The sequence below is a fragment of the Synechococcus sp. R55.4 genome (assembly GCF_047461935.1).
Taxonomy (GTDB): Bacteria; Cyanobacteriota; Cyanobacteriia; order Thermostichales; family Thermostichaceae; genus Thermostichus.
Genome location: NZ_JANSIF010000001.1, coordinates 26,998 through 51,066 on the forward strand (window position 1 = coordinate 26,998; position 24,069 = coordinate 51,066).

The 24,069-nt window shown below is 58.4% G+C and carries 25 protein-coding genes and 1 riboswitch; of the genes, 13 read left to right on the plus strand and 12 right to left on the minus strand.

All coding sequences use genetic code 11. From position 1 onward, the window contains the following. Positions 1 to 68: 68 nt before the first annotated feature. Entirely contained in the window at positions 69 to 350 is a 282-nt protein-coding gene (locus tag NW842_RS00115; protein ID WP_414343190.1) for a DUF1830 domain-containing protein, read from the plus strand. A 24-nt stretch (positions 351 to 374) separates the two neighbouring features. Here the strand turns inward: NW842_RS00115 and NW842_RS00120 are convergent, their stop codons facing one another. The 7 genes from NW842_RS00120 to NW842_RS00150 all read right to left on the minus strand — a co-directional run bounded on the left by NW842_RS00120 (position 375) and on the right by NW842_RS00150 (position 4,802). Then, positions 375 to 782: a hypothetical protein gene (locus NW842_RS00120; protein ID WP_414417223.1), complete on the minus strand. Its 408-nt coding sequence runs from the start codon at positions 780 to 782 to the stop codon at positions 375 to 377. A gap of 13 nt (positions 783 to 795) precedes the next feature. Beyond that, positions 796 to 1,521: a hypothetical protein gene (locus NW842_RS00125; RefSeq protein ID WP_414417224.1), complete on the minus strand. Its 726-nt coding sequence runs from the start codon at positions 1,519 to 1,521 to the stop codon at positions 796 to 798. Positions 1,522 to 1,562: 41 nt separating this feature from the next. After that, positions 1,563 to 2,108, minus strand: coding sequence for a DUF3110 domain-containing protein (locus NW842_RS00130; protein WP_414374936.1), 546 nt, complete (start codon positions 2,106 to 2,108; stop codon positions 1,563 to 1,565). Between the two features lie 113 nt (positions 2,109 to 2,221). Then, a complete protein-coding gene (locus tag NW842_RS00135; protein WP_414330072.1) occupies positions 2,222 to 2,473 on the minus strand; it encodes a hypothetical protein in 252 nt (83 codons plus the stop codon). Positions 2,474 to 2,720: 247 nt separating this feature from the next. Next, the gene (locus NW842_RS00140; protein ID WP_414330075.1) at positions 2,721 to 3,065 is read right to left on the minus strand and encodes an ArsR/SmtB family transcription factor; all 345 of its coding nucleotides are present in this window, start codon (positions 3,063 to 3,065) and stop codon (positions 2,721 to 2,723) included. Between the two features lie 93 nt (positions 3,066 to 3,158). After that, positions 3,159 to 3,362, minus strand: a complete 204-nt coding sequence (locus NW842_RS00145; protein ID WP_414408983.1) for a hypothetical protein — start codon at positions 3,360 to 3,362, stop codon at positions 3,159 to 3,161. Positions 3,363 to 3,542: 180 nt separating this feature from the next. Beyond that, entirely contained in the window at positions 3,543 to 4,802 is a 1,260-nt protein-coding gene (locus NW842_RS00150) for a metallophosphoesterase family protein (protein ID WP_238376945.1), read from the minus strand. Between the two features lie 153 nt (positions 4,803 to 4,955). Between NW842_RS00150 and NW842_RS00155 the strand changes: the two genes are divergently transcribed. Beyond that, complete coding sequence (locus tag NW842_RS00155; protein ID WP_414331897.1) at positions 4,956 to 5,390, plus strand: Fur family transcriptional regulator; 435 nt, start codon at positions 4,956 to 4,958, stop codon at positions 5,388 to 5,390. 47 nt (positions 5,391 to 5,437) lie between these two features. Here NW842_RS00155 and NW842_RS00160 read toward each other — a convergent pair whose 3' ends face one another. From NW842_RS00160 to NW842_RS00170, 3 genes are all read right to left on the minus strand, one after another. Then, positions 5,438 to 7,543 carry a thioredoxin domain-containing protein gene (locus tag NW842_RS00160; RefSeq protein WP_414417225.1) on the minus strand — a complete coding sequence of 702 codons (2,106 nt, stop codon included), beginning with the start codon at positions 7,541 to 7,543 and terminating at the stop codon, positions 5,438 to 5,440. Positions 7,544 to 7,650: 107 nt separating this feature from the next. Further along, the gene (locus NW842_RS00165) at positions 7,651 to 8,154 is read right to left on the minus strand and encodes a GNAT family N-acetyltransferase (RefSeq protein WP_414415804.1); all 504 of its coding nucleotides are present in this window, start codon (positions 8,152 to 8,154) and stop codon (positions 7,651 to 7,653) included. Positions 8,155 to 8,231: 77 nt separating this feature from the next. Further along, the gene (locus tag NW842_RS00170; RefSeq protein WP_414357051.1) at positions 8,232 to 8,699 is read right to left on the minus strand and encodes an SRPBCC family protein; all 468 of its coding nucleotides are present in this window, start codon (positions 8,697 to 8,699) and stop codon (positions 8,232 to 8,234) included. 294 nt (positions 8,700 to 8,993) lie between these two features. Between NW842_RS00170 and NW842_RS00175 the strand changes: the two genes are divergently transcribed. Continuing rightward, positions 8,994 to 9,770, plus strand: coding sequence for a DUF502 domain-containing protein (locus tag NW842_RS00175; RefSeq protein ID WP_238376947.1), 777 nt, complete (start codon positions 8,994 to 8,996; stop codon positions 9,768 to 9,770). Here NW842_RS00175 and NW842_RS00180 read toward each other — a convergent pair. Both NW842_RS00180 and aroA read right to left on the minus strand, forming a co-directional pair. Next, the gene (locus NW842_RS00180; RefSeq protein WP_414417226.1) at positions 9,767 to 10,117 is read right to left on the minus strand and encodes a TIGR03792 family protein; all 351 of its coding nucleotides are present in this window, start codon (positions 10,115 to 10,117) and stop codon (positions 9,767 to 9,769) included. The two genes, NW842_RS00175 and NW842_RS00180, sit on opposite strands and share 4 nt — an antisense overlap. 35 nt (positions 10,118 to 10,152) lie before the next feature. Continuing rightward, the gene (gene aroA, locus NW842_RS00185) at positions 10,153 to 11,487 is read right to left on the minus strand and encodes a 3-phosphoshikimate 1-carboxyvinyltransferase (protein WP_414417227.1); all 1,335 of its coding nucleotides are present in this window, start codon (positions 11,485 to 11,487) and stop codon (positions 10,153 to 10,155) included. Between the two features lie 246 nt (positions 11,488 to 11,733). Between aroA and rsmH the strand changes: the two genes are divergently transcribed. From rsmH to ligA, 10 genes are all read left to right on the plus strand, one after another. After that, positions 11,734 to 12,633 carry a 16S rRNA (cytosine(1402)-N(4))-methyltransferase RsmH gene (gene rsmH, locus NW842_RS00190; RefSeq protein WP_414417228.1) on the plus strand — a complete coding sequence of 300 codons (900 nt, stop codon included), beginning with the start codon at positions 11,734 to 11,736 and terminating at the stop codon, positions 12,631 to 12,633. 176 nt (positions 12,634 to 12,809) lie between these two features. Beyond that, on the plus strand, positions 12,810 to 13,358 hold the full coding sequence (locus NW842_RS00195; RefSeq protein ID WP_414417229.1) for a hypothetical protein: 549 nt from the start codon (positions 12,810 to 12,812) through the stop codon (positions 13,356 to 13,358). A 345-nt stretch (positions 13,359 to 13,703) separates the two neighbouring features. Next, positions 13,704 to 13,856: riboswitch (cobalamin riboswitch) on the plus strand. Positions 13,857 to 13,897: 41 nt separating this feature from the next. Next, on the plus strand, positions 13,898 to 15,868 hold the full coding sequence (locus NW842_RS00200; protein WP_414417230.1) for a TonB-dependent receptor plug domain-containing protein: 1,971 nt from the start codon (positions 13,898 to 13,900) through the stop codon (positions 15,866 to 15,868). 128 nt (positions 15,869 to 15,996) lie between these two features. Then, positions 15,997 to 16,404 carry a DUF1636 domain-containing protein gene (locus NW842_RS00205; protein WP_414417231.1) on the plus strand — a complete coding sequence of 136 codons (408 nt, stop codon included), beginning with the start codon at positions 15,997 to 15,999 and terminating at the stop codon, positions 16,402 to 16,404. 11 nt (positions 16,405 to 16,415) lie between these two features. Further along, on the plus strand, positions 16,416 to 17,285 hold the full coding sequence (locus NW842_RS00210; protein WP_414417232.1) for a (2Fe-2S) ferredoxin domain-containing protein: 870 nt from the start codon (positions 16,416 to 16,418) through the stop codon (positions 17,283 to 17,285). Positions 17,286 to 17,522: 237 nt separating this feature from the next. Further along, positions 17,523 to 17,930, plus strand: coding sequence for a hypothetical protein (locus NW842_RS00215; RefSeq protein WP_238376949.1), 408 nt, complete (start codon positions 17,523 to 17,525; stop codon positions 17,928 to 17,930). A 221-nt stretch (positions 17,931 to 18,151) separates the two neighbouring features. Then, the gene (locus NW842_RS00220) at positions 18,152 to 18,745 is read left to right on the plus strand and encodes an IS607 family transposase (protein ID WP_414417233.1); all 594 of its coding nucleotides are present in this window, start codon (positions 18,152 to 18,154) and stop codon (positions 18,743 to 18,745) included. After that, a complete protein-coding gene (locus NW842_RS00225; protein ID WP_414417261.1) occupies positions 18,633 to 19,856 on the plus strand; it encodes an RNA-guided endonuclease InsQ/TnpB family protein in 1,224 nt (407 codons plus the stop codon). Before NW842_RS00220 ends, NW842_RS00225 begins: the two co-directional genes overlap by 113 nt. After that, positions 19,857 to 21,884, plus strand: coding sequence for an ArsA family ATPase (locus NW842_RS00230; protein ID WP_414417234.1), 2,028 nt, complete (start codon positions 19,857 to 19,859; stop codon positions 21,882 to 21,884). A gap of 32 nt (positions 21,885 to 21,916) precedes the next feature. Next, positions 21,917 to 23,977: an NAD-dependent DNA ligase LigA gene (ligA, locus tag NW842_RS00235; RefSeq protein WP_414417235.1), complete on the plus strand. Its 2,061-nt coding sequence runs from the start codon at positions 21,917 to 21,919 to the stop codon at positions 23,975 to 23,977. Positions 23,978 to 24,069 lie beyond the last annotated feature (92 nt).

Here is a 24,069-nt window from a genome sequence, read left to right on the forward strand (position 1 = left end):
CCGCAGTGATCCCCAGACGGTGTTAGGGTAGATGGTAGGCTGAGCAACGTGGGCTGGTAATCTGAATTATGCAAACACTCGATGCAATCCCCGATAAAAAACGAGCAGAGCGAATAACCTGTAGCTACATCAATGCGACCAGCTCCATTCAGGTGGTTCGCATCACGAATATCGAAAACTGGTACTTTGAGCGGGTGGTCTTTCCAGGCCAGCGGCTGCTCTTTGAAGCGGTGCCTGGAGCCAAGCTAGAGATTCACACGGGTATGATGGCCAGCTCCATTCTGGCAGACACCATCCCCTGTGAAAAGCTGCGCGTTCGAGAAACGGAGCCGGCGACCGTAGGCGCCTAAATCCCCAGAGGCCAGCGGTGCGGACTAGGTTTCCCGGCCTTGTTGCCTTCTCTCCTCACTCTCTGGGCTGGGGGAAGGCTGAGGTGAGGGGCTGGCGGAGCGGCGGGGCTTGGGAGGTAGGGGGATCTCCAGGAAACGGGCGCTCAATCTCACCAGGCTGGTCTCTTGGGGCGGCCAAGGGATCCCCAACCAACGGGCCGTGATCTCCAGCAAGCTGGGGGGTGGTGTCGGGGTAGGAGTTGGTGTTGGTGATGGGGTGGGATAGAGATCCAGGCGCGGTGGCCGTGGGGTGCTGACCCGAAAAGCATCGGGGGGCGGTTGGGTCAGAGGTACATTCGGATCCCCGCATCCCAGCAAGCCCAGCCCGCCGGCAAGCAACAGGCCGTACAATTTTCGAGTGCCTCTACTGCCCATGAGTACGCTGCTGGACACCTCCAACAGGGTATCATCGGGATCCCAAGGCTCTGAGCTGGGCTTGCAAATCTTCCTCCAGCACAGATAGCTGGCGAGCCAAGGTCACGTAGCGGTTGGCGGTCAGGTTTTTGGCGGTAAATTGCTCCAACAGTTGCTGATCCCGGGCAACCATTTGGTTGAGATACTGAGCCACAGAGGCTTGTGGATCCTCGATCAAAGCTCGGCACACCTGTAGGGCCATCACCAGTTGGGCCCGCACTTGTAAAAACAGCGATTGGATGTACTTTTGCTCAGCCTCACTGAGTTGCCGAAAATCCCGCCAATGCTGCCCCCCCTGCAGGGATTGTTGGAGCTCGTTGACCCAGTGGTTGTAGTCTTTTACTTTGCGGGCCAGATCGGTGGCAAACTTCATCACCTCGGGGGTGCTGTTGAGCAGGTGGGCCTCCTGCCAACGCTGGCGGATGCGATGCAGGCTTTTTCCCAAGCGCAGGCTGACTCTCAGGATCCCCAACAGGAGCAGCAGTAGGATCCCGGCAGCCGCGGTATAGGACACCCAAGAGCCGGGATCCCGCATCCCCAAGAAGATGACCAAGGCTATTGCTATCAAACCAAAGGCCAGCATGCCCCAGGAGCGTAGCCGCTGTTGCTGCAAACGCAGGTACTCCGCCCGCAAATCAAAGGCCTCGCAGCAAGCGTCCAGATCGGCGGCCATGAGCTGGCGAAACTCGTCCACAGAGATCGGTTCCACACTAATCATCGAGGGCACCCTTAACGCAAGTGGATCGAGGCCAAACGGCATCAAGACCTGCCCTGCCAATCACGGGCAGCTTCCGTGCTTTCTTGTAGGGGCTCCAGCGTTTCGCTGGCCGGAACCACCATCAACCCATACCCTCCGCTGCGGCAAAAATCGACGATCTCCTGCGTGTCAAAGCGTTCTGCCACGGGCTTGGGCAGTCCCTGTTGAGCCAACCGCTGCGCATATTTTCTTGCTGCAAACGAGCTCTCGAAAGCAATGACGATATCTTGACCCCCAACCTGGCGCGTGCAGATTCCCTCCTGCCCATTGGCTTGGTAAAGCAGCACAATCACCTGGGGGGGCAAGTCCTCTGGGCTGACCCAAGACAAACCCTTCTCAGCCTGGGATCCCCCGCTAAGCAATACATCCCGCGCCTCATTCAGCCGCGCCAGTTGCGCCTCTAGCAAGGGTCTTTGTCGCTCGTCCTCCAGTTCTGCGAGGGCAGTACTGAGGGTTTGGTATTCCTGAAACAGTCGCCCCCGGATCTGCCGCTCGGTTGCGTCCGGCGGAAGGTTGAGAATCTGAAGGGCTTCGGCGGTGTTCATCATGGGCTCTGATTTATTCAAAATCATTGCCTAGACTAGCTGCTTTGAGAGTCTCTGGAGAGAAATTCTCCTATGATCGTGGCTGCCCGCTTTCTCGGCCAGAAGAGAGGGTGGACTCACCGTTCGCGCCAGCGGGCCGGAGGCCTTGTGCGGCGATGATGACTTCCATCTTGGGGCTGCTCAGCAGGGGAATTGACCTGGGGTTGGTCAGATAAAGAGGGAAGGGGGAAGCCCAACTCAAAAGCCTCTCGTGCCAGCAAAGCCAGCAGAGATGGATTCAACTGGGCGCGTTTCACCCGCTCCTTGAGGCGATTCCACAGGTGTGCTCGGTGGATGCGTTCCAACTCTTCTCGCTGTTCACGTATCATGTTGTTCTCACCTCTCTTGTATCAATCCTAACTAAGCAACAGGGGAGCTGGTGTCAGGGAACTTTGATGGATTTTAGGAGATGGGATCCTCATTTTCTCCGAGTTGACCCGCCGGGATCCCTGGGGTTGCCAGCAGGGAACACCATTCACATCTGTAATTTCTTGTGTTGCAGCAAGCCCGTCTTCGGAATGTACAAGGGCGGGATCCGACAGTTTTTCTAGGGACATTTTGGGATCCCTGCGCGCCTTAGAGGTCTTCCACACAGGGAACTGCGGCCTTGACAGGGCCAGCTTGCCCCAATCTATCCAAAAAATGCTGCAGGAGCTGAAAACCGGGTGGGTTGAGGCTGTAGTAAATCCAGCGCCCCTGCTGGCGAGCATTGACCAATTTCGCATCCCGCAGGGTTTTTAGGTGAAACGAGAGCTTGGATTGGCTCACCTTCAGCTCCTCGCAGAGATCACAAACACACAACTCACGCCCCTGCAGCAGTTGCAGCACGCGCAGGCGAATCGGGTCAGAGAGGGCGTGGAATCCCTCCCGCACCTGCTCATCTGTCAAGTTCCCCTCTACCTCAACCAGGAACGAAACCATCATTCAACCAGGGTAGCAGGAGTTTTGCGCTGCGGCTGCTGATGGATTCGATGGCAGGGGAAAGGCGCGACAATCAACCAGTTTGGCAGCATCTCACTCGAAGGCAAGCAAATACAGACCTTCCGGTTCAGAAGGGATCAGTTGATACGGATCTTTCTGATTGGCCTGTTCACAGAGATTGGCAAAAGACTGCAAACCTTCCAAGCGTTCCGTGAGTTCGCTGAGGGTATCGAGGTACTCCGCCAAGCCCGCTTGAGTCAGGTACCAAGATTTGTCCAGCTCTCGGAAATAGGTCATCTGAAATCAATCACTGGGATCCGTTATGCGAGAGACACAGTTGCACCGGCTATGGCTGGTGTTGCTGGAAAAAGCTGCTTTGAATCATCTGTTGAAAAGCCTGGGCTGCTCGCGAAGTGTGCAGAACCCTCGCGAGAGCATCTACAAACGGCTCATCAATCTTTTGCCAAGACGGAGACGTTAATCCCGACACAGGGATCCAATACGAGCTTGGCAGGTGGCGATTTCTTGGGGGGTGAGGTTGTCCCAATTGACGTCGCGGCGCAGCACCAAGCCATTGTGCCCAGTGATGAAACGGGGCAGCTCTGCTTGGTCGATCACGCTCAGATCCCGCATGTGATAGGTAGTGTAATAGGTAACATCTGGGCTCTCGAAATCCACGTCGATAAGGGTGAGGGTCTTGCGGGGGGGCAGAGGGCTGCCCAAGAGGGGACGAGGGCCAGAGCCGAGAATGCCGCAGTGAAGCAGTTGCAGTTGCCCTTTGTGGCCAGGGTAGTAGCCGTGGTCGTGGCCGCTGATGTAGGTGTGGACGCGGTACTTCTCCAGCAGAGCCCGTTTGGCATCCGCCTCCAGCAGCACTTCTCCCGGATCGTCGCGCCCGACAGTGATGGCGTAGAGGGGCAGATGGCCGATGACAATGCGCAACTTGGCCTTCTGAGCCCGTTCGCTGGCCAGAGCCGCTTCCGCCCAGGCCATTTGTTCGGGCGGGATGTAATTGCAGGTGGCATCCCAGACTAGGTAAAACACATCGTCTTTTTCAAAGGTGTAGTAGAAGGGAAAGTCCCCCCGATCCACAAAGTTCAAACCTGGGTCGTGGGCCGGATCGTTCCAAAACTCGCGGGCCAGATCCCGTTCTTTTTGAAAGAGAAAGCCGCCCCGCGTGGTGCGGGCACAGGAAGCATCGTGATTGCCCAAGGTAAAGCCGTAGGGAAGTTTGGCCGCACGGATTGGGCCAGCCACATGCCGGTCGAAGGCTGCCCACATGGCGCGAATGCGCTCCTCCGACAGGCGGGGATCCTGACCGGCCACCATATCTCCTCCTCCCAAAACAATATCCGGCTGAAGATAGGGGATGAGGCCAATGCCCCGATCCACCTCTGGGTCGTATTCCACCGAGCCGTAGATGCCGTTCATGTCACTGATGACCAAGAGGCGCAGATCTCGGCGGGGGGGGATGTAGAGGCCATGGGGGGCATCTGGATGGGGGACGACGGTGGGGGTGGGCTGGGGGGTAGGAGAGGGGAGAGCGGCTCTAGGGGATCCCATCCCTGGGGCTAGATGAGAGGGCTGCTGCCGACTGGCCCAATAGGCTCCTGCCAATCCACTGCTGCTGGCCAACCCCAACAAACCCAGAATTACCTTGCGCCGCTGCATGATCTTTGCCCCCAACACTCCAGCGGTATTGTAGAAAATCAAAAGGCTGATGTTGGGCTCTTCCATCTGCGCACGGCCTGGACTCGGCTCGAAGATGGCTATGCGCGGCAGCTCTTGTAGAGTTCGGGGTGTTTTTTGAACAACTGTTGACGCACAAATGCTACCTTGGTAGGGATGAGCAACTACCTATCTCAGACTCGGTATGACTTGAGGTTTTCCATGCCTCGCCCCTTGGATTCTTTGGAAGCTGCTTTGGAACGGTGCCGGGAGTGCAATCTGCGTTTGAGCCGACAGCGCCGTTATATCCTGGAGCTGCTGTGGCAGTGTGGCGAGCACCTCTCCGCCCGCGAGATTTACGATCGCCTAAATCAGCAGGGCAAACCGATTGGCCACACGTCCGTTTATCAAAACCTGGAAGCTTTGGCCAGCCACAACATTGTCGAGTGCTTGGATCGTGCCGATGGGCGCCGCTACGGCAACCGCACCCATCCCCACAGCCACGTGAACTGTCTGGATAGCAACCGCATTTTGGATGTGGATGTGGAGCTGCCGCCTGAACTGCTGGCCCAGGTGGAGCAACAAACGGGCACCCGCATCCAGAGCTACCGCATCGAGTTTTTCGGGGTGGAAAAGCCTGCGGAGCCCCAGCAGTAACCTTGGCAAAGGGATCCCTGCTGCCCTGAGCAAAAGCTGGGCAAAGGTCAGTAAGCTCGATTTTGGCCTTTGCCGATTTGCGACTGGATTTGCTCGAGAGAACTGGCAGGGGCCAGGCATTTGTTGCCCCAGCACACCAGCCCTAGAGCTCCTTCCGGCAGAGGTTCGGCTTCGGTGGGGAGAGCAAAGACGGTGGTGGGCCAAGATCGTTGCTGAAAGGCGGGAATGGAATCGGCCTCCAGGGTGACTTTCACCCAATTGCTATACCAATCCAGTCCGGCAAAAAGGCTGGGGCAGGTGCGCGGCTGGGTGCTCATGATGTGGGCAAAGGTTTTCAAGGCCTGCTCTGCCCGCTCCAGGTAGTCCAGATCTCCAGTGAGGGCGGCAAGGCGCACCAGGTTGGCAATGGCCACCCCATTGGCTGCAGGGGTAGCGTTGTCCTGGAACTCCTTCTCTCGCACCAACAGCTCAGGGGCACTCTGGGCATCGCTGACAAAGTATCCCCCCCTGGCCGGATCCCACAGTTGCGCATCCATCTCCTGCTGGAGCTGGAGGGCAGCCTGCAACCAGTCTTGAGGGGTGGGATCCCCCACCAGGGGCAGGCAGGCTTGCTGCAAGTCCAACAGGGCCTTGATCAGCAGGGCGTAATCTTCCGATTTGGCGGGCACCTGAGCTGTGCCATCGTAGTTCAGGCGCAACAGGGATCCGGTCTCAGGGTGGCGCTGCTGGCTGAGGATGAATTGGGCAGCCCGCAGAGCGAATTGCAGATAGTCTGCGTTGCCGAACACTTGATAGGCCCGCGCCAGGCCGGAGATCATCAAGGCGTTCCAAGAGACGATCATCTTGGTGTCGGTGACAGGTGGGATTCGCCCCGGCCAGGATTGCAGACGGGCCGATTGGGCATCCACTGCCGGAGGGAAGGGAACTCGTCGATCCGCAGAGCCATAGCGTGCCTGAAACAGATGGGTGGTCAAGGCGGCTTCAACTTCTGGCGGCAACGTCCCCCCCTGTTTGCGCTGCAAGACGATGCAGCCGGGCCGATCGGGGAAGTTGCCCCCCGGCGATAGGTCAAACGCCTGCTGCAAGGCGCGGAAGGTTTCTTCCCCCAAGAGCTCCTGCAGCTCCTGCCAGCGCCAGACGTAGAACTCTCCCTCCTCTGGCTCTCGATCCTCTGCCCGGGCAAAGCTGTCGGCATCTTGAGCGGCGTAGAAATACCCGGCAGGGGCGGTCATCTCTCGCGCCACCCACTCCACCGTCAGCCGCACCGCCCGCTCGATGGCCGGATCTTGGATACCGTGCGCCCACAGATCGGAGAGAAACTCTAGGATCTGCCCGTTGTCGTAGAGCATCTTTTCAAAGTGGGGCACCGTCCAGGTGGGATCCACGGTGTAGCGGTGAAAGCCGCCGGCCACATGGTCGAAGATCCCTCCCAGCACCAAGGCCATGCCTCGCTCTTTGGCCCGTTCCAGAGCGCTCATGGAGCCGGGGATCCCTTCTGGTGGGTCGAAGCGGGCTGAGCGCAACACCAACTGGGCGTAGGGCATCATGGGAAATTGCTGCACCGCCCCGGCATTGGCGAGCAAAGGCTGGATCTTGGGGATCCCAGAGCGCAGCAGGTCGGCGGGAATGTGGTCTTCCGGCACCAGGTCGCTGAGGGTGGTCAGAGCCGTCAAAATCTGGCCTTTCATCTCCTCTATTTTTTCCTTTTCCTGCCGGTAAAACTGCAGGATGCGCTGCAGCAAGGCCAGAAACCCCGGGCGGCCAAAGCGGGGCTCTACGGGAAAATAGGTGCCGGCGTAAAAGGGCACCAGGTCATCGGGCGTGAGGAAAACATTGAGGGGCCACCCCCCCTGCCCGCTCATGAGCTGCAACGCCTGCATGTAGATGCTGTCGAGATCCGGCCGCTCCTCGCGATCCACCTTGATGGGCAAAAAATGGGCATTCAAAAAGGCGGCAATTTCAGGGTTGGAGAAGGCCTCGCCCTCCATGACCGTACACCAGTGGCAACTGGAATAGCCGATGGACAGAAAAATCGGCCTATCCTCGGCCCGCGCTTTCTCCAGAGCCTCGGGGATCCAAGGCCACCAGTCCACCGGGTTCTCGGCGTGCTTGCGCAAGTAAAGGCTGGAACTTGTGGCGAGGCGATTGGCCATAGGTACACCCTCTCACCTTTTTTTGCTTTTCAGGCTAGCGCGTTCTCCTGCCGAGGCCGAACCAACCCACTGTTGTTCAAGATACACTCACCCAGGATCCCTGTCGGTCAAGCCTGCTCCTGCTCGGCAGCCGGGATCAAAAACTCCAGAGGGCGCCCGTGCAAGACCAAGGTGGTGCTGGGGTTTTCCACAAAGCCGATCCGCTCGTAAAAGCCGCGCTGATGGGTTGTGAACAGGTAGATGCGCTCCACCGACTGCAGGTGGGGATGGCTGATCAGGGTTTCCACCAACTTGCGCCCAATGCCCTGACGTCGGTAGTCGTGATCGACCACGATATCCCAGAGGACGGCCCGGTAAACCCCATCGGAAGTGGCGCGGCCAAAGCCAATCAGGCGCTCCCCATCCCAGGCGCTGACCACCGGATGGCTGTGGGCAACGGCCCGCTCCATCTCCTGCCGCTGGCGATTCTGCGCCCAAAAGGCATTGCGGTTCAACAGCAGGAGAAGTTGATCCAGATCCAGCTCGCCCCGCTCCAGAGAGAAGCGAATGTTGCGGTTGTCCACCGGCTGACGAGAGAGGGCAATGACAGGCTCAGGAGAGGGATCGGGCATGAAGAAGACCTTTGCAGCAGTGAGGGTTGGCAAGGAAGGGGGAGTTCAGCAAAACACTTGGGCCTGACAAACTGAGGCTAGCTGGCCGAGGCACTTTCGGCGGTTGGCCCCGCATGCTCTAGGGCATAGGCTTTGAAGCGCTCCAGATCCGCCTGGATGGTGCTCTCCACCACTTTGCCCACAAACAGGCCATCCAAGATTTTGCCGAGGATCCCCGGGATCTTGTAGGCCACCGACAGCTTCACAATGGTACTGCCTTTGCGGTCGTAAAAGCGCAGCGCGCCCCGATTGGGCAGCCCCTCCACCGAACTCCAGCCAATGTGTTGGTGTTTCACCACCGTGTGGGTGCGGGAGATCCAACTGAAGGTGAGGCCGCGGGTGTCCAGTGTCCACCGGGACAGCTCCTGATCCAGCAATTCCACCGAGCGGATCCACTTCATCCAACGGGGCATGAGGGTGAGGTTGGCCCACAAATCCCATACCTGCTCGATGGGAACAGGCACCTCCACCTGACAGGTATGCTCTAGCCAATCCGACTCTGACATAGGGCCTCCCACGCAACACCCGGCAGAAACACAAACCATCCAGGGGCTTGACCACAACGCCTCGGAACGGGATCCCTGCCTTTACAAAATTTTATATCGACCTAAGATAGCATTATCGGCCTCGTGAAAGTTTGGGGCTCTGCGCTTTTTGGCAGCCCGGTTTCTTTTTCCAGCAAGTTGCGGCTGCCCCCCATGAGGGCAATGCAGAAGGCAGGTATCATGATTGCCATCTGCAAGCTCCACTTGCAAAGGTTCGGTGCATCCACTCGGTTGACTCGACGGGACGACCTCACCATGGTTTCACAATGGAAACAGCATCTTAAGAACTACTTCGTGGCGGGGTTGCTGGTGGTGATCCCTCTGGCAACTACCATTTGGCTGACGGTGGAGGTGGCCACCTGGAGCATTGGCTTTCTGACCAGCATTCCGAAGCAGTTCAATCCCATCCAGGGTTTGCACCCGATCTTGATCAACCTCATCGATCTGGCGGTGGGCCTGTTGACGCCGATTGTGCTCATCCTGTTGATTGGCTTCATGGCCCGCAACATTGTCGGCCAGTGGCTGCTCAATCTCAGCGAACAGTTGCTCCATGCGATTCCGGTGGCGGGGCTGGTGTACAAGACCTTGAAGCAATTGGTCAGTGTTTTGTTTGCCCCCAACAATCAGCGCTTTCGGCGGGTGGTGCTGGTGGAATATCCCCGACCAGGAGCTTGGGCGCTGGCCTTTGTGACGGGCACCATTCAAACTCCCATTCGGCCCGATGGGCCGCAGCGCTCCCTTGGCCTGTTTGTGCCCACCACCCCCAATCCAACGACGGGCTGGTACGCCATTGTGCCGGAAGACCAGGTGGTGGAAGTGTTCATGCCGGTGGAAGATGCTTTTAAGATGCTCATTTCCGGCGGCATTGTCACCCCTGAGAGTTTTGAAGCGGGGCTGCAGCGGCGAGAAGGAGCTTTGGCCGTGACCATGCCCAGTTTGCGGGAGCTGGTGGAGCAGGAGCGGGTGGCAGGATCCCCCAGGGCTGACTCGGTGGGCTCTGAGGTAGGTTTTGAGACTGAAGGGATCCCTTAATCCTGCTTTCCTGTCCCTGCAGAAGGGCCGGGCTGCCAGAGCTGGTATTCTTTGGCCTGTTCCAAGCGCACATAAAAAGGCCGCATTTGCCGATCCAATGCCTCCACTTGCTCGGGGGAAAAGGCTTTCCAATCAGCGCGGCTGGCCCAGCGGAGGATGAGGTGGACAAGTTCAGGATCCTGCTGATCCAGCCAAACTTCTTTGCCCAGAAAACCCGGATGTCGGCGAAGGGCAGATCCCCAAACCCGCTCGTCTTGCTCAAGAAAGGCTGCTTGCCCACCGGGAGGAACCCGGAAGCAGAGATGTTCGATGGCGATAGGGCCGGGCGGGCTGGGGCAGGTCGACATAGGAGCAGAGGCGGCAAAGTTAAAGATGGGCCCTCTCAAGACTCCAGGGGGGAAGCAGTCAATCGTTGCAGGGTGGGAATGAAGTCGGGGTAGGAGATGCGGGCACAGTCGGCTCCCCTGAGGAGGGTGGATCCCTGCGCTCCTAGAGCTGCCACCATCAGGCTCATGGCGATGCGGTGATCCTCGTGGCTATCGACCTCGGCCCCGTGAAGAGGGATCCCTCCCTTGATTTCCAGGCCATCAGGATATTCAGTGACCTGGGCTCCCATGCGGCTCAACTCTTGGGCCATGGCTGACAGACGGTCGCTTTCTTTCACCCGCAGCTCTGCGGCATCGCGAATCACCGTGATCCCCTCGGCAAAGGCCGCCGCCACCGCCAAAACCGGGATCTCGTCGATCAGGGTGGGGATGAGATCGCCGGCGATGGTGCAGCCGCGCAAGCGGGCCGAACGCACCCGCAGATCTCCCAGGGGCTCGCCGGCCATTTCCCGGCAGTTTTCAATTTGAATATCGGCCCCCATCTCCTGCAACACCCGTAGTGCACCGGTACGGGTGGGGTTGAGGCCCACATCCCTTAGCAGCAATTCGCTCTCGGGCACAATGGAGGCGGCCACCAGCCAAAAGGCTGCCGAGCTGATATCCCCCGGCACCTGAACTCTCTGGCCCACCAGGCGGGATCCCCCCACCACGGCCACGGTTTTCGCCTCTGGATCCACGTGAATGTCGGCTCCGAAGGCCCGCAACATCCGTTCCGAGTGATCCCGAGAGAGAGCCGGCTCGGTGACTTGGGTGGTGCCTTCTGCCAGCAGGCCCGCCAGCAAGAGGCAGGATTTCACCTGCGCTGAAGCCACCGGGGAGCGGTAGTGAATGCCCTTGAGGGATCCCCCTTGTACGGCCAAAGGTGCCAACGTCCCACCGGCCCGTCCCCAAATGCTGGCCCCCATCTGCCGCAGCGGTTCTACCACCCGCCCCATGGGCCGCGAGCGCAGGGAGCGATCGCCGGTGACGGCAAAAAAGCGCCCGGCCTGGCCCGCCAGGATCCCCAGCATCAGGCGCAGGGTGGTGCCGGAGTTACCTGCATCCAACACGTCTGCCGGTTCTTGCAGCTGGCCCAGGCCAACTCCCCGAATGCGAACACACTCGCTGTTGAGCTCCGAAATATCTGCCCCCAGCGCCCGAAAACAGGCTGCCGTACTGCGGGGATCCTCTCCCAGCAACAGCCCTTGGATGGTGGTTTCTCCTTCGGCCAGGGATCCCAGCATCAGGGCGCGGTGGGAAATGGATTTGTCGCCGGGGATGCTGACTTGGCCGCGCAGGCCCTTGGCCGGCGAGAGAGTGAGGATATCGGTAGAAGAAGAGTGAGTCAACACAGCAACTCTGATGGCAGACTGGGCAAAAGCGGCAGCAGTCTCATCTTACTCAGGCCCGGACTCATGCCCCAGAGATCTTACCAGGGATCCCAAGACAGCCTGTCTTTTGACGGCCACCCCTCTTTTCTCAGAGGATCACCTTAACAACATGGATTCCTCGGTCGGGGCCTGGCCTCGGCCTTTTTTTTGCAGATACTGAACTTTGTAGCAGCAGAAATAGAACCCCCGCAGACCGTGCTTGGCAAGGTGTATCAACACGATTCCGTTTTGACCGAGGAGGTGATGGCCTACCTGCAACCCCAGGGGGGCGGTATTTTTTTGGATGTGACGTTGGGAGGGGGTGGACACAGCTTGGCGCTGCTGCGGGGGGGAGCTGCTCGAGTGGTGGGGTTGGATCGGGATCCGGCGGCTCTGCAGGCGGCGCAAGCGCGTTTTGCAGCAGAAGGGATCCCCGGCAGCCGCATCCAACTGTGGCACCTCAATTTTGCCGATTTCGATCTGCAGCAGCATGGCTTTCGGGATGAGCAGGGGCAGGGGATTCCCTTCGATGGCATCGTGGCCGACTTGGGGGTGAGTTCGCCGCAACTGGACTGCCCTGAGCGGGGATTTAGCTTTCGCGGAGAGGGGCCGCTGGACATGCGCATGGATCCCAGTGCCGCTCAGGAAACCGCTGCCGATTGGGTTAATCATCGCCCGGTCGAAGAGTTGATCGAGATTTTCACCCGTTACGGCGAAGAGCGATTTGCCCGCCGCATTGCCCATCACATCGAGCAGGCTCGTCCCCTCGCCACAACTACCCAGTTGGCCCAGGTGGTTTGGCAGGCGGTACCTCCGGCAGCTCGGCGAGGCCGCATCCACCCGGCCACCCGCGTCTTTCAGGCGTTGCGCATTGCCGTGAACCGAGAACTGGAGGCTTTAGAAACCTTGCTGGCCCAAGCCCCCACTTGGTTGAAACCCGGCGGCAGGTTGGCCGTAATCAGCTTCCATAGCCTTGAAGATCGCCTGGTGAAATGGGCCTTTCGCAGGGATCCCCGTTGGCAGGTGCTCACCCCCAAGCCCTTGTCCCCTTCCGAACTGGAACGGCAACGCAATCCACGGGCCCGCTCTGCCAAACTGCGAGTGGCTGCCCGCAGCAGTCAGATGTAGGTTTAGGTTGGTTCTCCCGCTCTCAAGAGATCGGCTACCGTGAAGCGGACAGCTGTCCTGCTGAGGCCGGGAATCGGGAGAAGGGGGTTGCTATTGGGGGATGCGGGGAACTAGGGTGAAGCGGAACCGGCAGTCCTGCACCGTCGGATCCCTTGGTGTGTGTGAGGTTAAGCCCTATGGTTAGCCAGCCTTTGAACGCAGGTCTTGATCGTCCCAAAAGCCCTCGTCGCCACAGACAGCCTTCTGCTCTGAGCCGACCCCTCTCCGGTACAGTTCAGGCCAGCCGCACCCAACCTTTGAATTTGAAGTTGAAATCAGCCCATCCTCGCAGCCAGCATCTTGCTTGGGCAGAACACCTAGCCTGGTGGAAGCAAATCTCCACAGGGATGGCTATCCTCTCCGGCGTTTCAGTGTTGAGCCTTTACAGTTGGACTGTGCATACCCAAAGCCGGTGGAGCCAGCGTTACCAGGTGTGGCAGCAGATGCAGCGCAACGAACGACAGTTTCTGCTGACTCAAGAATCCATTGCCAATTCTCTCCGGGAAATCGCCGACCGCTCCGAAATGGTGCCGCTGGTACCGGATCGGATGATTGAGGTGCCGATTGCCTCTCCCAGCCATGTTGAACCGGATCCAGCCCACCAGGCAACGGCTTTGCCGGAAAGAGCGCTCCGCGCCGCTCACGCGACCGAAAAAGCCCCTCTTTTCTATCCGGTTGGGTACTAGTCCAATGAATCCCGTGGACAGCAGCCAAGCCACTGCTCCCCTCTTACTCTCCCAAAGGCTGTGGATTTTGCAAGATCTCAGCGTATCTCTATCCTCCCTATTCTTCAAATTCTTCAAAAGTCAAGGGATCCCTGGGCCTCAGGATCTGGAATAGTAGTGGGCTACTCTTCAACTGCTTACAAAGCAGTGAAGAAATCTGGCCTAAATGGGATGTGGCCCATCCGAAGCCCTGGGATTGCCGTTGGGATCCCGTTCACCCCTGGGGATGACATCCCCCCTGGCAGGATAGGAACTCCAGAGCAGGGGATGTATGATGCCTAGCACGGCTTTTTCGGAGCAATCGCAGAGAAAGCTGTACCGACAGGTTGTCCTGGGGATCAGCCAGGGCATGTAAAGGGGAAAGTCCGGTGCAAATCCGGCGCTGTGCCGCAACTGTGATGGGCTTGGGCTAGACCTATGCCCTCAGTCAGGATGCCCGCCTGCGGTTCTGGCTCGTCTTTCTTCCGCGTCGCACGGAATCAGGAGCTTCAAGAAAGAAAATGAATCCCATTCTAGGTCTCAGCCTGGCGCTGGGGGGTCTTGTTTTGGGGATCCCAGCGTGGGCGCAGCCGGCAGCTTCCCCGCCCTCAGCTCAAGAGGTTTTGGAAACCGGCGTTAGCGCCGAGATTTTAAATCAACCCGTCACCACGCCTTTTCGTCGCCCCGGCTTGCTGCGGGATTCTTCCCGCCCGGTTTACGTCGTTACCCGCCAGCAAATTCGAGAGCAAGGGGCAAGAACCGTTCAGGAGGCCCTGCGCTACCTGCCCGGGATCCTCAGCGACGGCACGGCAGGAACCCAGTTGGGAGCCCTTAGCTCCCAGTTTATGCGGGGAGGACGAACGGCCCAGGTTTTGGTGCTGTTGGATGGCCGCCCCATTAACGACCTGGGCTTTTTTGGCGGGTTCGATCTGTCTCAGATCACTACAGATGTGGTCGAGCGTATTGAGATCTCTCCAGGTGGGGGCTCCACCTTATACGGCTCCGATGCCGTTGGCGGGGTCATCAACATCGTGACGCTGGATCCAAAGCCGGGATCCGAGACCGTGCTGGAAGCGGCTATCGGCAGCTACGGCCTCAACGAGCAAGGGATCCAAAACCGCGGCCAGGTGCAGGATCTGGGCTGGGTGGTCAGCTATCGCCGTCTGCAGAGCAACAACGACTTTCCTTTTGAAATTAGGCGTTTGGGCAAAGCAGGCAGGCGGGAGAACTCGGCAGTGGAGTACCACAACCTACAAGCCAAACTCACCTGGCAACTGGCAGAAGGCCAGGTCCTAACAGGAAATGCCCTTTATCTCAATAAAGCGTTTCAGGTGCCCGGCAGCACCGAGTTTCCCTCCCCCGATGCAGTGCAAAACACCAACGACCTGCTGTTAGATCTCAGTTGGCTGTGGGATCAAGAGAAGGGATCCCTGCAAGCTAGGGTATTTTTTGACGACCTCAACTATCGCTTCAGCGCCCCACAAAGCCAGGGATCCCGGGATGAGATCCTGCGAACGGGGTGGGGATCCCAACTGCAATACACCTGGAAGGCTGCTGAAAACCTGGAGCTTACTCTAGGAGCAGACTACCGATCCATTTCAGCTCGCAACACCACCTTCTCCTTTGCCAGGGGATCCACCAATGTCAACTACGACAATACCGTGAACCAAGGGGCCCTCTTTGCCCGCCTGGATTACAAGCCACAGCCCAACTTTTATCTCAACTTAGGTGTTCGCCAAGATTCGAGCAATCTGGTCAACGGTTCGGCCACCTCTCCCGCCGCAGGGATCCGCTGGGTTTTGGCAGAAGGCACCACCCTGAGGGCCAATTATGCCGGCAGCTTTCGCACCCCCTTGATCTCAAACTTATTCTTTCGTTTGCGGGGCTTTTTTGAGGTAGATGGGAACCCCAATTTGCGACCGGAGCGGGGAGAGAGTTTTGACATTGGCCTGGATCAGGCTCTGGGAGATTTTGGCCTACTGCGCTTGACCTTTGCCCATAACCGCATCCGCGATGGCATTACCTTTGTCAGCACTGGCCCGCGCAGGGGAACCTACGAAAACATTGAGCTCGTGGAATACACAGGCATAGAAGCAGCCCTGGATTTGCGATTGGGGGAAAACTGGACTCTTTTTGCCAACTACACCCTGAACGATCCCATCATCCGCTCGGCGCTGGATCCCAAAGCGGTTGGCAAACAGCTAGCCTTCGTGGGAGCAGACAGCTTCAACCTGGGCCTGAGCTACCGCGATGCAGAGGATCAGTATGCCTCAGTTTTCCTGCATCACATTGGCACTTTCTTTACCAACAACGCCAATACCCAATCTCTGCCCGGCTACACCAACCTGGCTCTGCGGGGAGGGATCCCAGTAGCAGAAAATCTCGCTCTCGAGGTGGGAGTCGATAACCTGCTGGATGAGCAATATGAGGTTTTCCCCGGCTACCCCGGAGTGGGTCGCACCGTTCGGCTTAATTTAAGGGGCCAATTTTAGAGCGACTTGAGGCTGACTTTTAGCTGTCTAACTCACTGCTGAATCCTTGGCCAAGACATTGAGATCGTCTTTGCCTCTTCTCACACCCTTTGCTTGGACAGAAACCTATGACTATATCAAGGAGCACCATGTCTCGATCAACTTCCCAGTTGCCCATCCAAGCTGGCAGCGCTGCTCAGCAACCCAGCAGCCATTGTCTTTGGGTTTGTGTCACTTGCGGATCTCGGTGGGTTAACGGCCAAAAAGAAGGGATTAGCAAGGGAGAAATGCTGCTGTCTGCCCTGCAATCTCAAACCCTCAATCCTCAACTGACCCTGAAGCCGGTTGCCTGTATGAGCGGCTGCAGCCATGCTTGTGTCGTTGCGTTGGCAGCACCTCAAAAGATGACCTATGTTTTTGGAGATCTCGATCCAAAAGATGTGGATCTCATTCTGCAGACAGCAGAGCTCTACCTCACCAAGCCAGATGGGATCCTACCCTGGGCCGAGCGCCCTCTCAAAAAAGAGGTGATTACTCGTATTCCACCACTACCTTGAGGAGCTCTCTCATGGCCACTTTTACCCCCTGGATAACCCCTCTCCATCAAACTTGGCAGGAAGTTTCTCTGACGGGTTGGACAACCCTTTATGAAGGGATCCCTGCCCACATCGACTGCTTGGGGCCGTTGCTCTACGAGCTGTTTCAAGAGCACTGGGCCGAGATCCAGGTGGGCCATGTGGCGGAAGGCGGGGTGCTGGAGCTGGCTTTCAAGAAACCTCCAGCTTTGTGCGTGCTCTACGATGGCTATCTAACCGTTGCCACCGAAACTTGGCACCTGCATTTGTGCCTGGAGGAGCACCAAGGCGGCCCCCATCGTAAGACCCCACCCGAGCTGCGCCGCAAAAGATTGGTTAGCCGTGCTGCTCTCTACCGGCGCCTCAATCCCCAAGGTCAGCCCCGCATGTGGGGAATCCAATTCTGGAATGGAGCAGAAGAGCCTTTGCTGCAGATTTTTCTGCCCAGCCCCTTTTTGGGGCCAGAGGAAGACTACCTGCCGGAAGGCAAAGCAGATTACCAAAAGCTTTCTCTTTACGAGCGCATCCGCGCCATCTATGTGCAGGGGAAAGAGCGGATCCCCTATGAGGATAACCCTCTTAAACGTCCCTACCTTGCCGTCTGTCGTTCCAGCCGTTGTTATCCTTCCCGCAACTACCAACCAGTTGTGGAAGCTCTGGAATCGGCTCTTCGAGAAGCCAACCTGGACGTACAGGTTATCACCTCAGGCTGCTTGGAAGTTTGCCAACAGGGGCCCGTGGTTTTTTACTCTGGGGATCGCACCTGGTACAAGCGGGTTACTCCCCAAGTAGCTCGACAAATTGTTTTTGAGCATTTGCTTAATAGCTGTCCTCTGAAAGACCACCTTTTTCCAGGAGATTAAAGCATGATTGGCCTGCAATCGAGTGCTCAACCTATCCCCAGCTCTCGCCGCTTAATCCCAGCCCCACTTTGGATACAAGCTGCTCAAGATTTGGCCCGAGGCTGGTTCTGGCCCAGCTTGTTTACCACCGTCGGCTGTCTCAGCAATATTGCTTATACATGTACCCTTCCTTTTGTAACTGTTGGTATTGTTGCGGGCACAACTTTAACCCGCCAAAGGGCAATCATTAGTGCTTTGATGATTTGGCTGGCCAACCAAATCTTTGGCTACACCTGGCACAACTATCCCCGCACTCCCGATTCGTTTGCCTGGGGGTTGGTGCTGGGGATCGGCACGGTGGGGATTGCTCTTGCTGGCGGTTACCGACCTCTGTTTTCTCAGTCCAAGCCGCTTCGGCCAAGGCAACTGCTGCTGAACTATCTCTGGATCCCGGCCATGCTCATCTTGGGGTTTCTGGCTTTTGAAGGGCTGATTTTGGCCGCCGGCCTGGTTTTGGGGGGAACGGAGGGCCTGACCCTGCCCATTCTGGGCAAAATCTGGCTGCACAACTGGCTGTGGACAGGACTTTGGATTGGGATCCACGCGCTGCTGGTGTGGGACAGAGGACGTCGCCGGGTGTGGCTTGGAGAGGAGAAACTGCGGTGAGCTGCTCCCGTACAAGCTCTTCCCATCCCGTCAGCGGTGCGGAGCACTTTTGCAGTGATCTAGAGCATCCCCAAGAGGGATCCAGGCCAAAATAGGGGCGACCTGTGTGGGAGGGGATCCCTTTGCAACTCAGTCGCGTTAACAGTGAGCATGACTCTAGTCAATGATACGCTGGACTATACTGAAAATAATGTACAGTATGTTCAGTATGGCTGCTTGGTATGGCTAGGTATGTAAAACCGAGAGAAGCGGCGGATTATTTTGGGGTGTGTCTCCACACTTTGAGGCGATGGGAACAGAAGGGCTGGATCAAGGCAATACGTACACCATCCGGTAGGGCGAGAAGGTATGACCTCGACAGCTACATTAAATCACCAAGAAAAACCAAACGAGTCGTTTTGTACGCCCGAGTCAGCAGTCGAGGGCAGAAACCAGACTTGGAGCGACAGATTGCAAGACTGGTTAACCTCTATCCTGGAGCCGAAGTGGTCGGAGAGGTTGGCGGCGGTCTCGACTTCAAAAGACCAAAGTTCCTTGCCTTATTGGAACGAGTTCGTGCGGGAGACGTCGGAACGATTGTGGTCGCTCACCGGGATCGACTCTGCCGGTTTGGATTTGAGCTCGTTGAGTGGTACTGCCGTCAATACGGGTGCGAGGTCTTGGTTCTCGATGACGATCACCTTTCTCCCCAACAGGAACTGGTTGAGGATATCCTCACCATCCTGCACTGCTTCAGCAGTCGGCTCTACGGACTCAGAAAATACCGGGCTGCAATCGAGAAAGATACGGATTTATCCGGAACCAGCGCTGGCTAAAGTTTGGAAGCGGTGGCAAGCGGCGTGCCGGTACTGCTACAACCAAGCGATTGCCTATCAGCGTCAGCATGGTGCCCCAAAAACGGCCAGAAAGCTGCGGGACATCATCCTGCGCTCCGACCTGCCCGAGTGGGTGAAGGACGCCCCCTGCCACATCAAACAGAACGCGGTCGTCGAGGCGTGGTTGGCGTTTCACCGGAGCAAAGACGCGAGGTTTCGCAGTGTGCGAGACAGGTCGCATACGCTGCAGTTCAACGCCGGCAACTTTCGCAATGGAACGTGGTATCCGAAACTCACCCGAGGTTTGGCGTTTCGTGCATCCGAGGAGATGCCCAGAGAATGGGCACGTGGGACTGAACTAATGCGGGTGAAAGACAGATGGTATGCCATCTTTCCTGAGCCCGTGAACGAGCAGTGTTCGTTAGCAAAGGGGGTTGTTGCGCTTGACCCTGGGGTAAGAAGTTTCTTTACAGGGTTTGATGGAGCAGGTTTTGTAGATATTGCCAAGGGGGACTTCGGTAGGATCGCTCGGCTGTGCTACCACCTAGACGATCTGCAATCTAGGCTGAGCAAGGCACCGAGACTCAAGCGTAGGCGAATGCGGCAAGCGGCGTTTCGTCTGCGGGAGAGAATCGGGAACTTGGTGGACGAGTGCCATCGCAAGGTAGCGGCGTTCCTGACGGATAACTACCGATTGATATTCCTCCCCACTTTCGAGTCAGCCAAGATGGTTGCCAAGGCGGGGAGGAAGTTTGGTAGCAAGACAGCAAGGGCGATGCTCACCTGGGCGCACTATCGGTTCAAGCAGTTCCTGAAGTTTCAAGCCCAAAAGAAAAACGTGGTTGTCGTGGAAGTATCGGAAGCGTACACCAGCAAAACCTGTACCAAGTGTGGGCACATCCACACGAAGTTAGGTGGTGCGAAAGTGTTCACATGCCCCAAGTGCAACCATAGGCTACCACGAGACTGGCAAGGCGCTCTGGGTGTTATGCTCAGAGCTTTGCGGGATACCGCCTTTCTGTTCGAACTCCGTCCCGCTAACGCGAACGGAAATGGACAGAATGCTATCGCTTCACCGTTGAGCAGTAATGGTCAGCAGTGTTCAGCGTAAATGTATCAGCATTCCTGCCATCCTCTGCTCTTGGCTTCCCAACGCCTCTTGCTGTTCAGCGGCAAGGGAGGAGTGGGCAAAACAACCTTGACCTGCGCGCTGGCTCGCCAACTGGCCCAGGTGGATCCCCAGCGCCGTCTGCTCCTGATGTCCACAGATCCCGCCCACTCGTTGGGGGACGTGCTGCAAATCTCGGTTACGGATGTGGCCCAACCCTTGCCGGATCGCCCCAATTTACAGGTGCGGGCTTTGCAAGCGGAGATTTTGCTGCGGTCTTTTCGGCAAACCTATGGGCCGGCCCTGGAGCTCATTGCCGAGCGGGGCAGTTGGTTTGGCCGAGAGGATCTGCTGCCGATCTGGGATTTGGCGTGGCCGGGGGTGGATGAGCTGATGGCCATTCTGGAGGTCAACCGGCTGCTGGCGAGGGAGGAGGTGGATACGGTCATCCTGGATACGGCCCCCACCGGGCATACCCTGCGGCTGTTGGAGCTGCCCGACTTTTTGGATAATCTGCTGGCCGTGTTTGCCACCTTTCAGGCCAAGCACCGGGAAATCGCCCAAGCCCTGACGGGCACCTATCGACCGGATGAGGCGGATGCGTTTTTGGCCCAGTTGCAGAGGGAACTGGAGGGGGGCAAAGCCCGCTTGACCAATCCGGAGAGCACTTCTGCTTGGCTGGTGATGATCCCGGAGCAGTTGAGCGTGGCGGAAACCCGCCGCTTTTGTCAGCAACTGCAAAACCGCCGCGTGCCCATCGGCGGTCTTCTGGTCAATCAGGTGCTGCTTGCAAGAGAGAATAACAGCCAACCTTCGCTGCCCGCTGCTCTCCCCTCTTCCCTCTACTTGGCGCGGCAACAGGAACAGCGGCGTGTGCTCAAAGCCCTACAGGAGGAGCTGCCCGGATACTCTATCTGGGTCTGTCCTTATCAACTGCAGGAGCCGGTTGGGTTGGCGGCCCTGGATGAGCTGGTTCAGCAGCTTCGCCCCTTGCCAGAGGTGCTGCTGCAGTTGGAAGGGATCCCAGAGCAAAAAGCAGAGAGCCAAGAGAAGAGAAAGTCTCTCTTCTCCACCCTCTTCCCTTCCTTCAAGGGGATCCCGGCTCTACCGGACTTTTTGGCCCAAGGGATCCGACTGGTGTTGGTGGGGGGCAAAGGGGGTGTGGGCAAGACGACGGTGGCCGGGGCCCTGGCTTGGAACTTGGCCAAGCGCCATCCCGACAAGCAGCTCTTGCTGGTCTCCATCGATCCGGCTCACTCGCTGGGGGATCTGTTTCAGACGAAACTGGGTCAGGATCCCATTCCCCTGCTGCCCAACCTGCTGGGGCAGGAGGTCGATGCGGCGGTGGTGCTGGAGCAATTCCGGCAGGATTACCTGGAGGAGGTGGCGGCCATCTTGGCGGGGGAGGGGACGGCAGGGGTGGAAGTCCAATACGACCCGCAGGCGTGGCGGCAACTGCTGCAGATGCCTCCACCCGGCTTGGATGAGGTGATGGCCCTGTTGAGTGTTCTCCGACAGGAGACGAGCGGGCAGTTCGACCTGGTGGTGCTGGACACGGCTCCCACAGGCCATCTCCTGCGGTTTCTGCAGATGCCCCAGGCTCTGGAAGGTTGGGTAAGCTTGGCCCTGAAGCTGTGGCTGAAATATCGGGATGTGGTGGGCAGGCCGGAATGGGCGCAGCGGATGCGGGAGCTCTTGGCCCAGGTGCGACAGCTCCGGCAGCAGCTCCAGGATCCCCAGTTTGTTACCTTTATCCCCGTCTTTAACCCCGAGCAAGCAGTTCTGGCGGAAACCGAGCGTCTCTTAGCGGAACTGGATGCTTTGGGGATCCCTCATCCCTACGCCGTTCTCAATCGGGTGTGGTTGGAGGATTCTACCCCCTTTGGAGAGGCCCTCCGCCGTCGTCACCAGACTCTTCTGGCCCAGCTCCCCCAGCCATTTTCCCAGCAGGCCATCTTGACCATCCCCTTCCTACATCCTCCCAGCTTGGAGAATATCGGCTCCTACTTATTGGCTCCTCAGGAGCCCTAACCTAGGGGTAGACCTTGCTCACCCAAGGAGTTATGGATCCCCATCTGGAAGAACGCGCCCGCGAGCTGCGCACCCTGCTGCAGAAGGCCAGCATTGCCTACTATGTCCACGATGCGCCCATCCTGGAAGACAGCGTTTACGACCGCCTCTACCGCGAGCTGCAAGAGCTGGAGCGGGCTTACCCTGAACTGGTCACTCCCGATAGCCCTACTCAGCGGGTGGGAGAAAAACCTGCAGAGCATTTTCCCACCGTCTTCCACCGCATCCCCCTCTACAGCTTGGAAAACGCTTTCAACCCAGAAGAGCTAGAGGAGTGGCAAGAGCGTCTGCTGCGAGTTTTGGGCCGTGCCCCTGTTCCCGACGGCGGGACAGAGGGAGAGCTGGAATATGTATGTGAGCTGAAGATTGATGGCGCCGCCTTGGCCCTAACCTACATCGAGGGTCTTTTGGAGCGGGGTGCTACTCGGGGGGACGGACAGGCCGGAGAGGACATCACCCCCAACGTGCGCGCCATTCGTTCGATTCCCCTGCGGCTGGCGACAGCAGATCCGCCTCCCGTTTTGGAGGTGCGGGGGGAAGTCTATCTGGCCCTAGCCGAGTTTGAACGGATCAACCAAGAGCGTCGTTCCGCCGGGGATCCCCCCTTTGCTAACCCGCGCAACTGTGCTGCCGGTACCCTGCGGCAGTTGGATAGCCGCGTTGTGGCCGCCCGCAAGCTCAGCTTCTTCGCCTACGCCCTCCACTGGCCGGAGGGATGGCCTGCCGGGGATCCCCCGCAAACCCAGTGGCAGTGTCTGCAGCAGCTCAAGGAATTGGGATTTCCGGTCAACCCCCTTTCCCAGGTCTGTCGGGGCTTGGGAGAAGTGATCCAATTTTATGAGCGATGGCGGGGTGCCCAGCTCCCCTACGCCAGCGACGGGGTGGTGGTGAAATTGAACTCCTTGCGGCTGCAGGAGGAGGCCGGCTTTACGCAAAAATTTCCCCGCTGGGCCATTGCCCTCAAATACCCTGCCCAGGAAGTCCCCACCCGCATCCGCGCCATCGTGGCCAGCGTGGGCCGTACCGGCGCCGTCACTCCGGTGGCAGAGCTGGAGCCGGTTCCTTTGGCCGGCACCCTTGTCAGCCGCGCCAGCCTGCACAATGCCGATCGCCTGCGGGAGCTGGACGTGCACATCGGCGATACTGCCATCGTGCGCAAAGCCGGGGAGATCATCCCGGAGGTGGTCGGGATCCTAAAAGAATTGCGCCCTGCCGACGCTGTTCCCTACAGCCTGCCCAGCCAGTGCCCGGAATGCCACACCCCCTTGGTTCGTCCCCCTGGCGAAGCCGTGACCCGCTGCCCCAACCCCGAGTGCCCGGCCAAGCTGCGGGGCCAATTGCAGCACTGGGCCAGCCGCGATGCTTTGGATATCGAAGGCTTAGGGGAAAAGCGGGCAGCCCAATTGGTGGAGAGCTTGGGGGTGCGCACCGTAGCCGATCTCTACCGCCTCACCCCAGAGCAGTTGCAGGGTTTGGAGGGAATGGGATCCCGCTCCAGCCAAAAGCTGGTGCAAGCCATTCAGCGCTCTCGCCAGCAGCCCTGGGAACGGGTGCTCTACGGGCTGGGGATCCCCCATGTGGGGGTGGTCACCGCCCAGATTTTGGCCGGCCATTTTCCCACCCCTGAGCTTTTGGCCCAAGCCAGCGCAGAAACCATCGCCCAGATCTATGGGATAGGCGCGGAAGTGGCGGAAGCGGTGGTGGCCTGGTTTGCCGAGCCGGCCCATCGTCGCCTGTTGCAGGAGTTGCAGGCGCTAGGGATCCCCGCTCTTCCTCAGCAGGAGAACCCTGCCGTCTCCCAGATCCTGGCCGGGAAAAAATTCGTAATCACCGGCACCTTGCCCACCCTCTCCCGCCAGCAGGCCAAGGCTTGGATTGAGAGTCGGGGGGGCAAAGTCACCGCCAGCGTCAGCCGCCAAACCGACTACGTGGTGGTGGGCTCTGACCCCGGCTCCAAGCTGGAGCAAGCCCAACAACTGGGGATCCCCCTGCTGACCGAAGCGGAGCTGTTGGCGCTGGATCCCACCGTGGAATCCGGTGATCTGCATCCTTGACAGGGTGGATCCCCGAAAAACTTGGGTAGGGTGGGTTGTCTTAGCGGCAGGGATAATTTATGATTCACCTCTAGTGAGGAGTGGACGCCAAT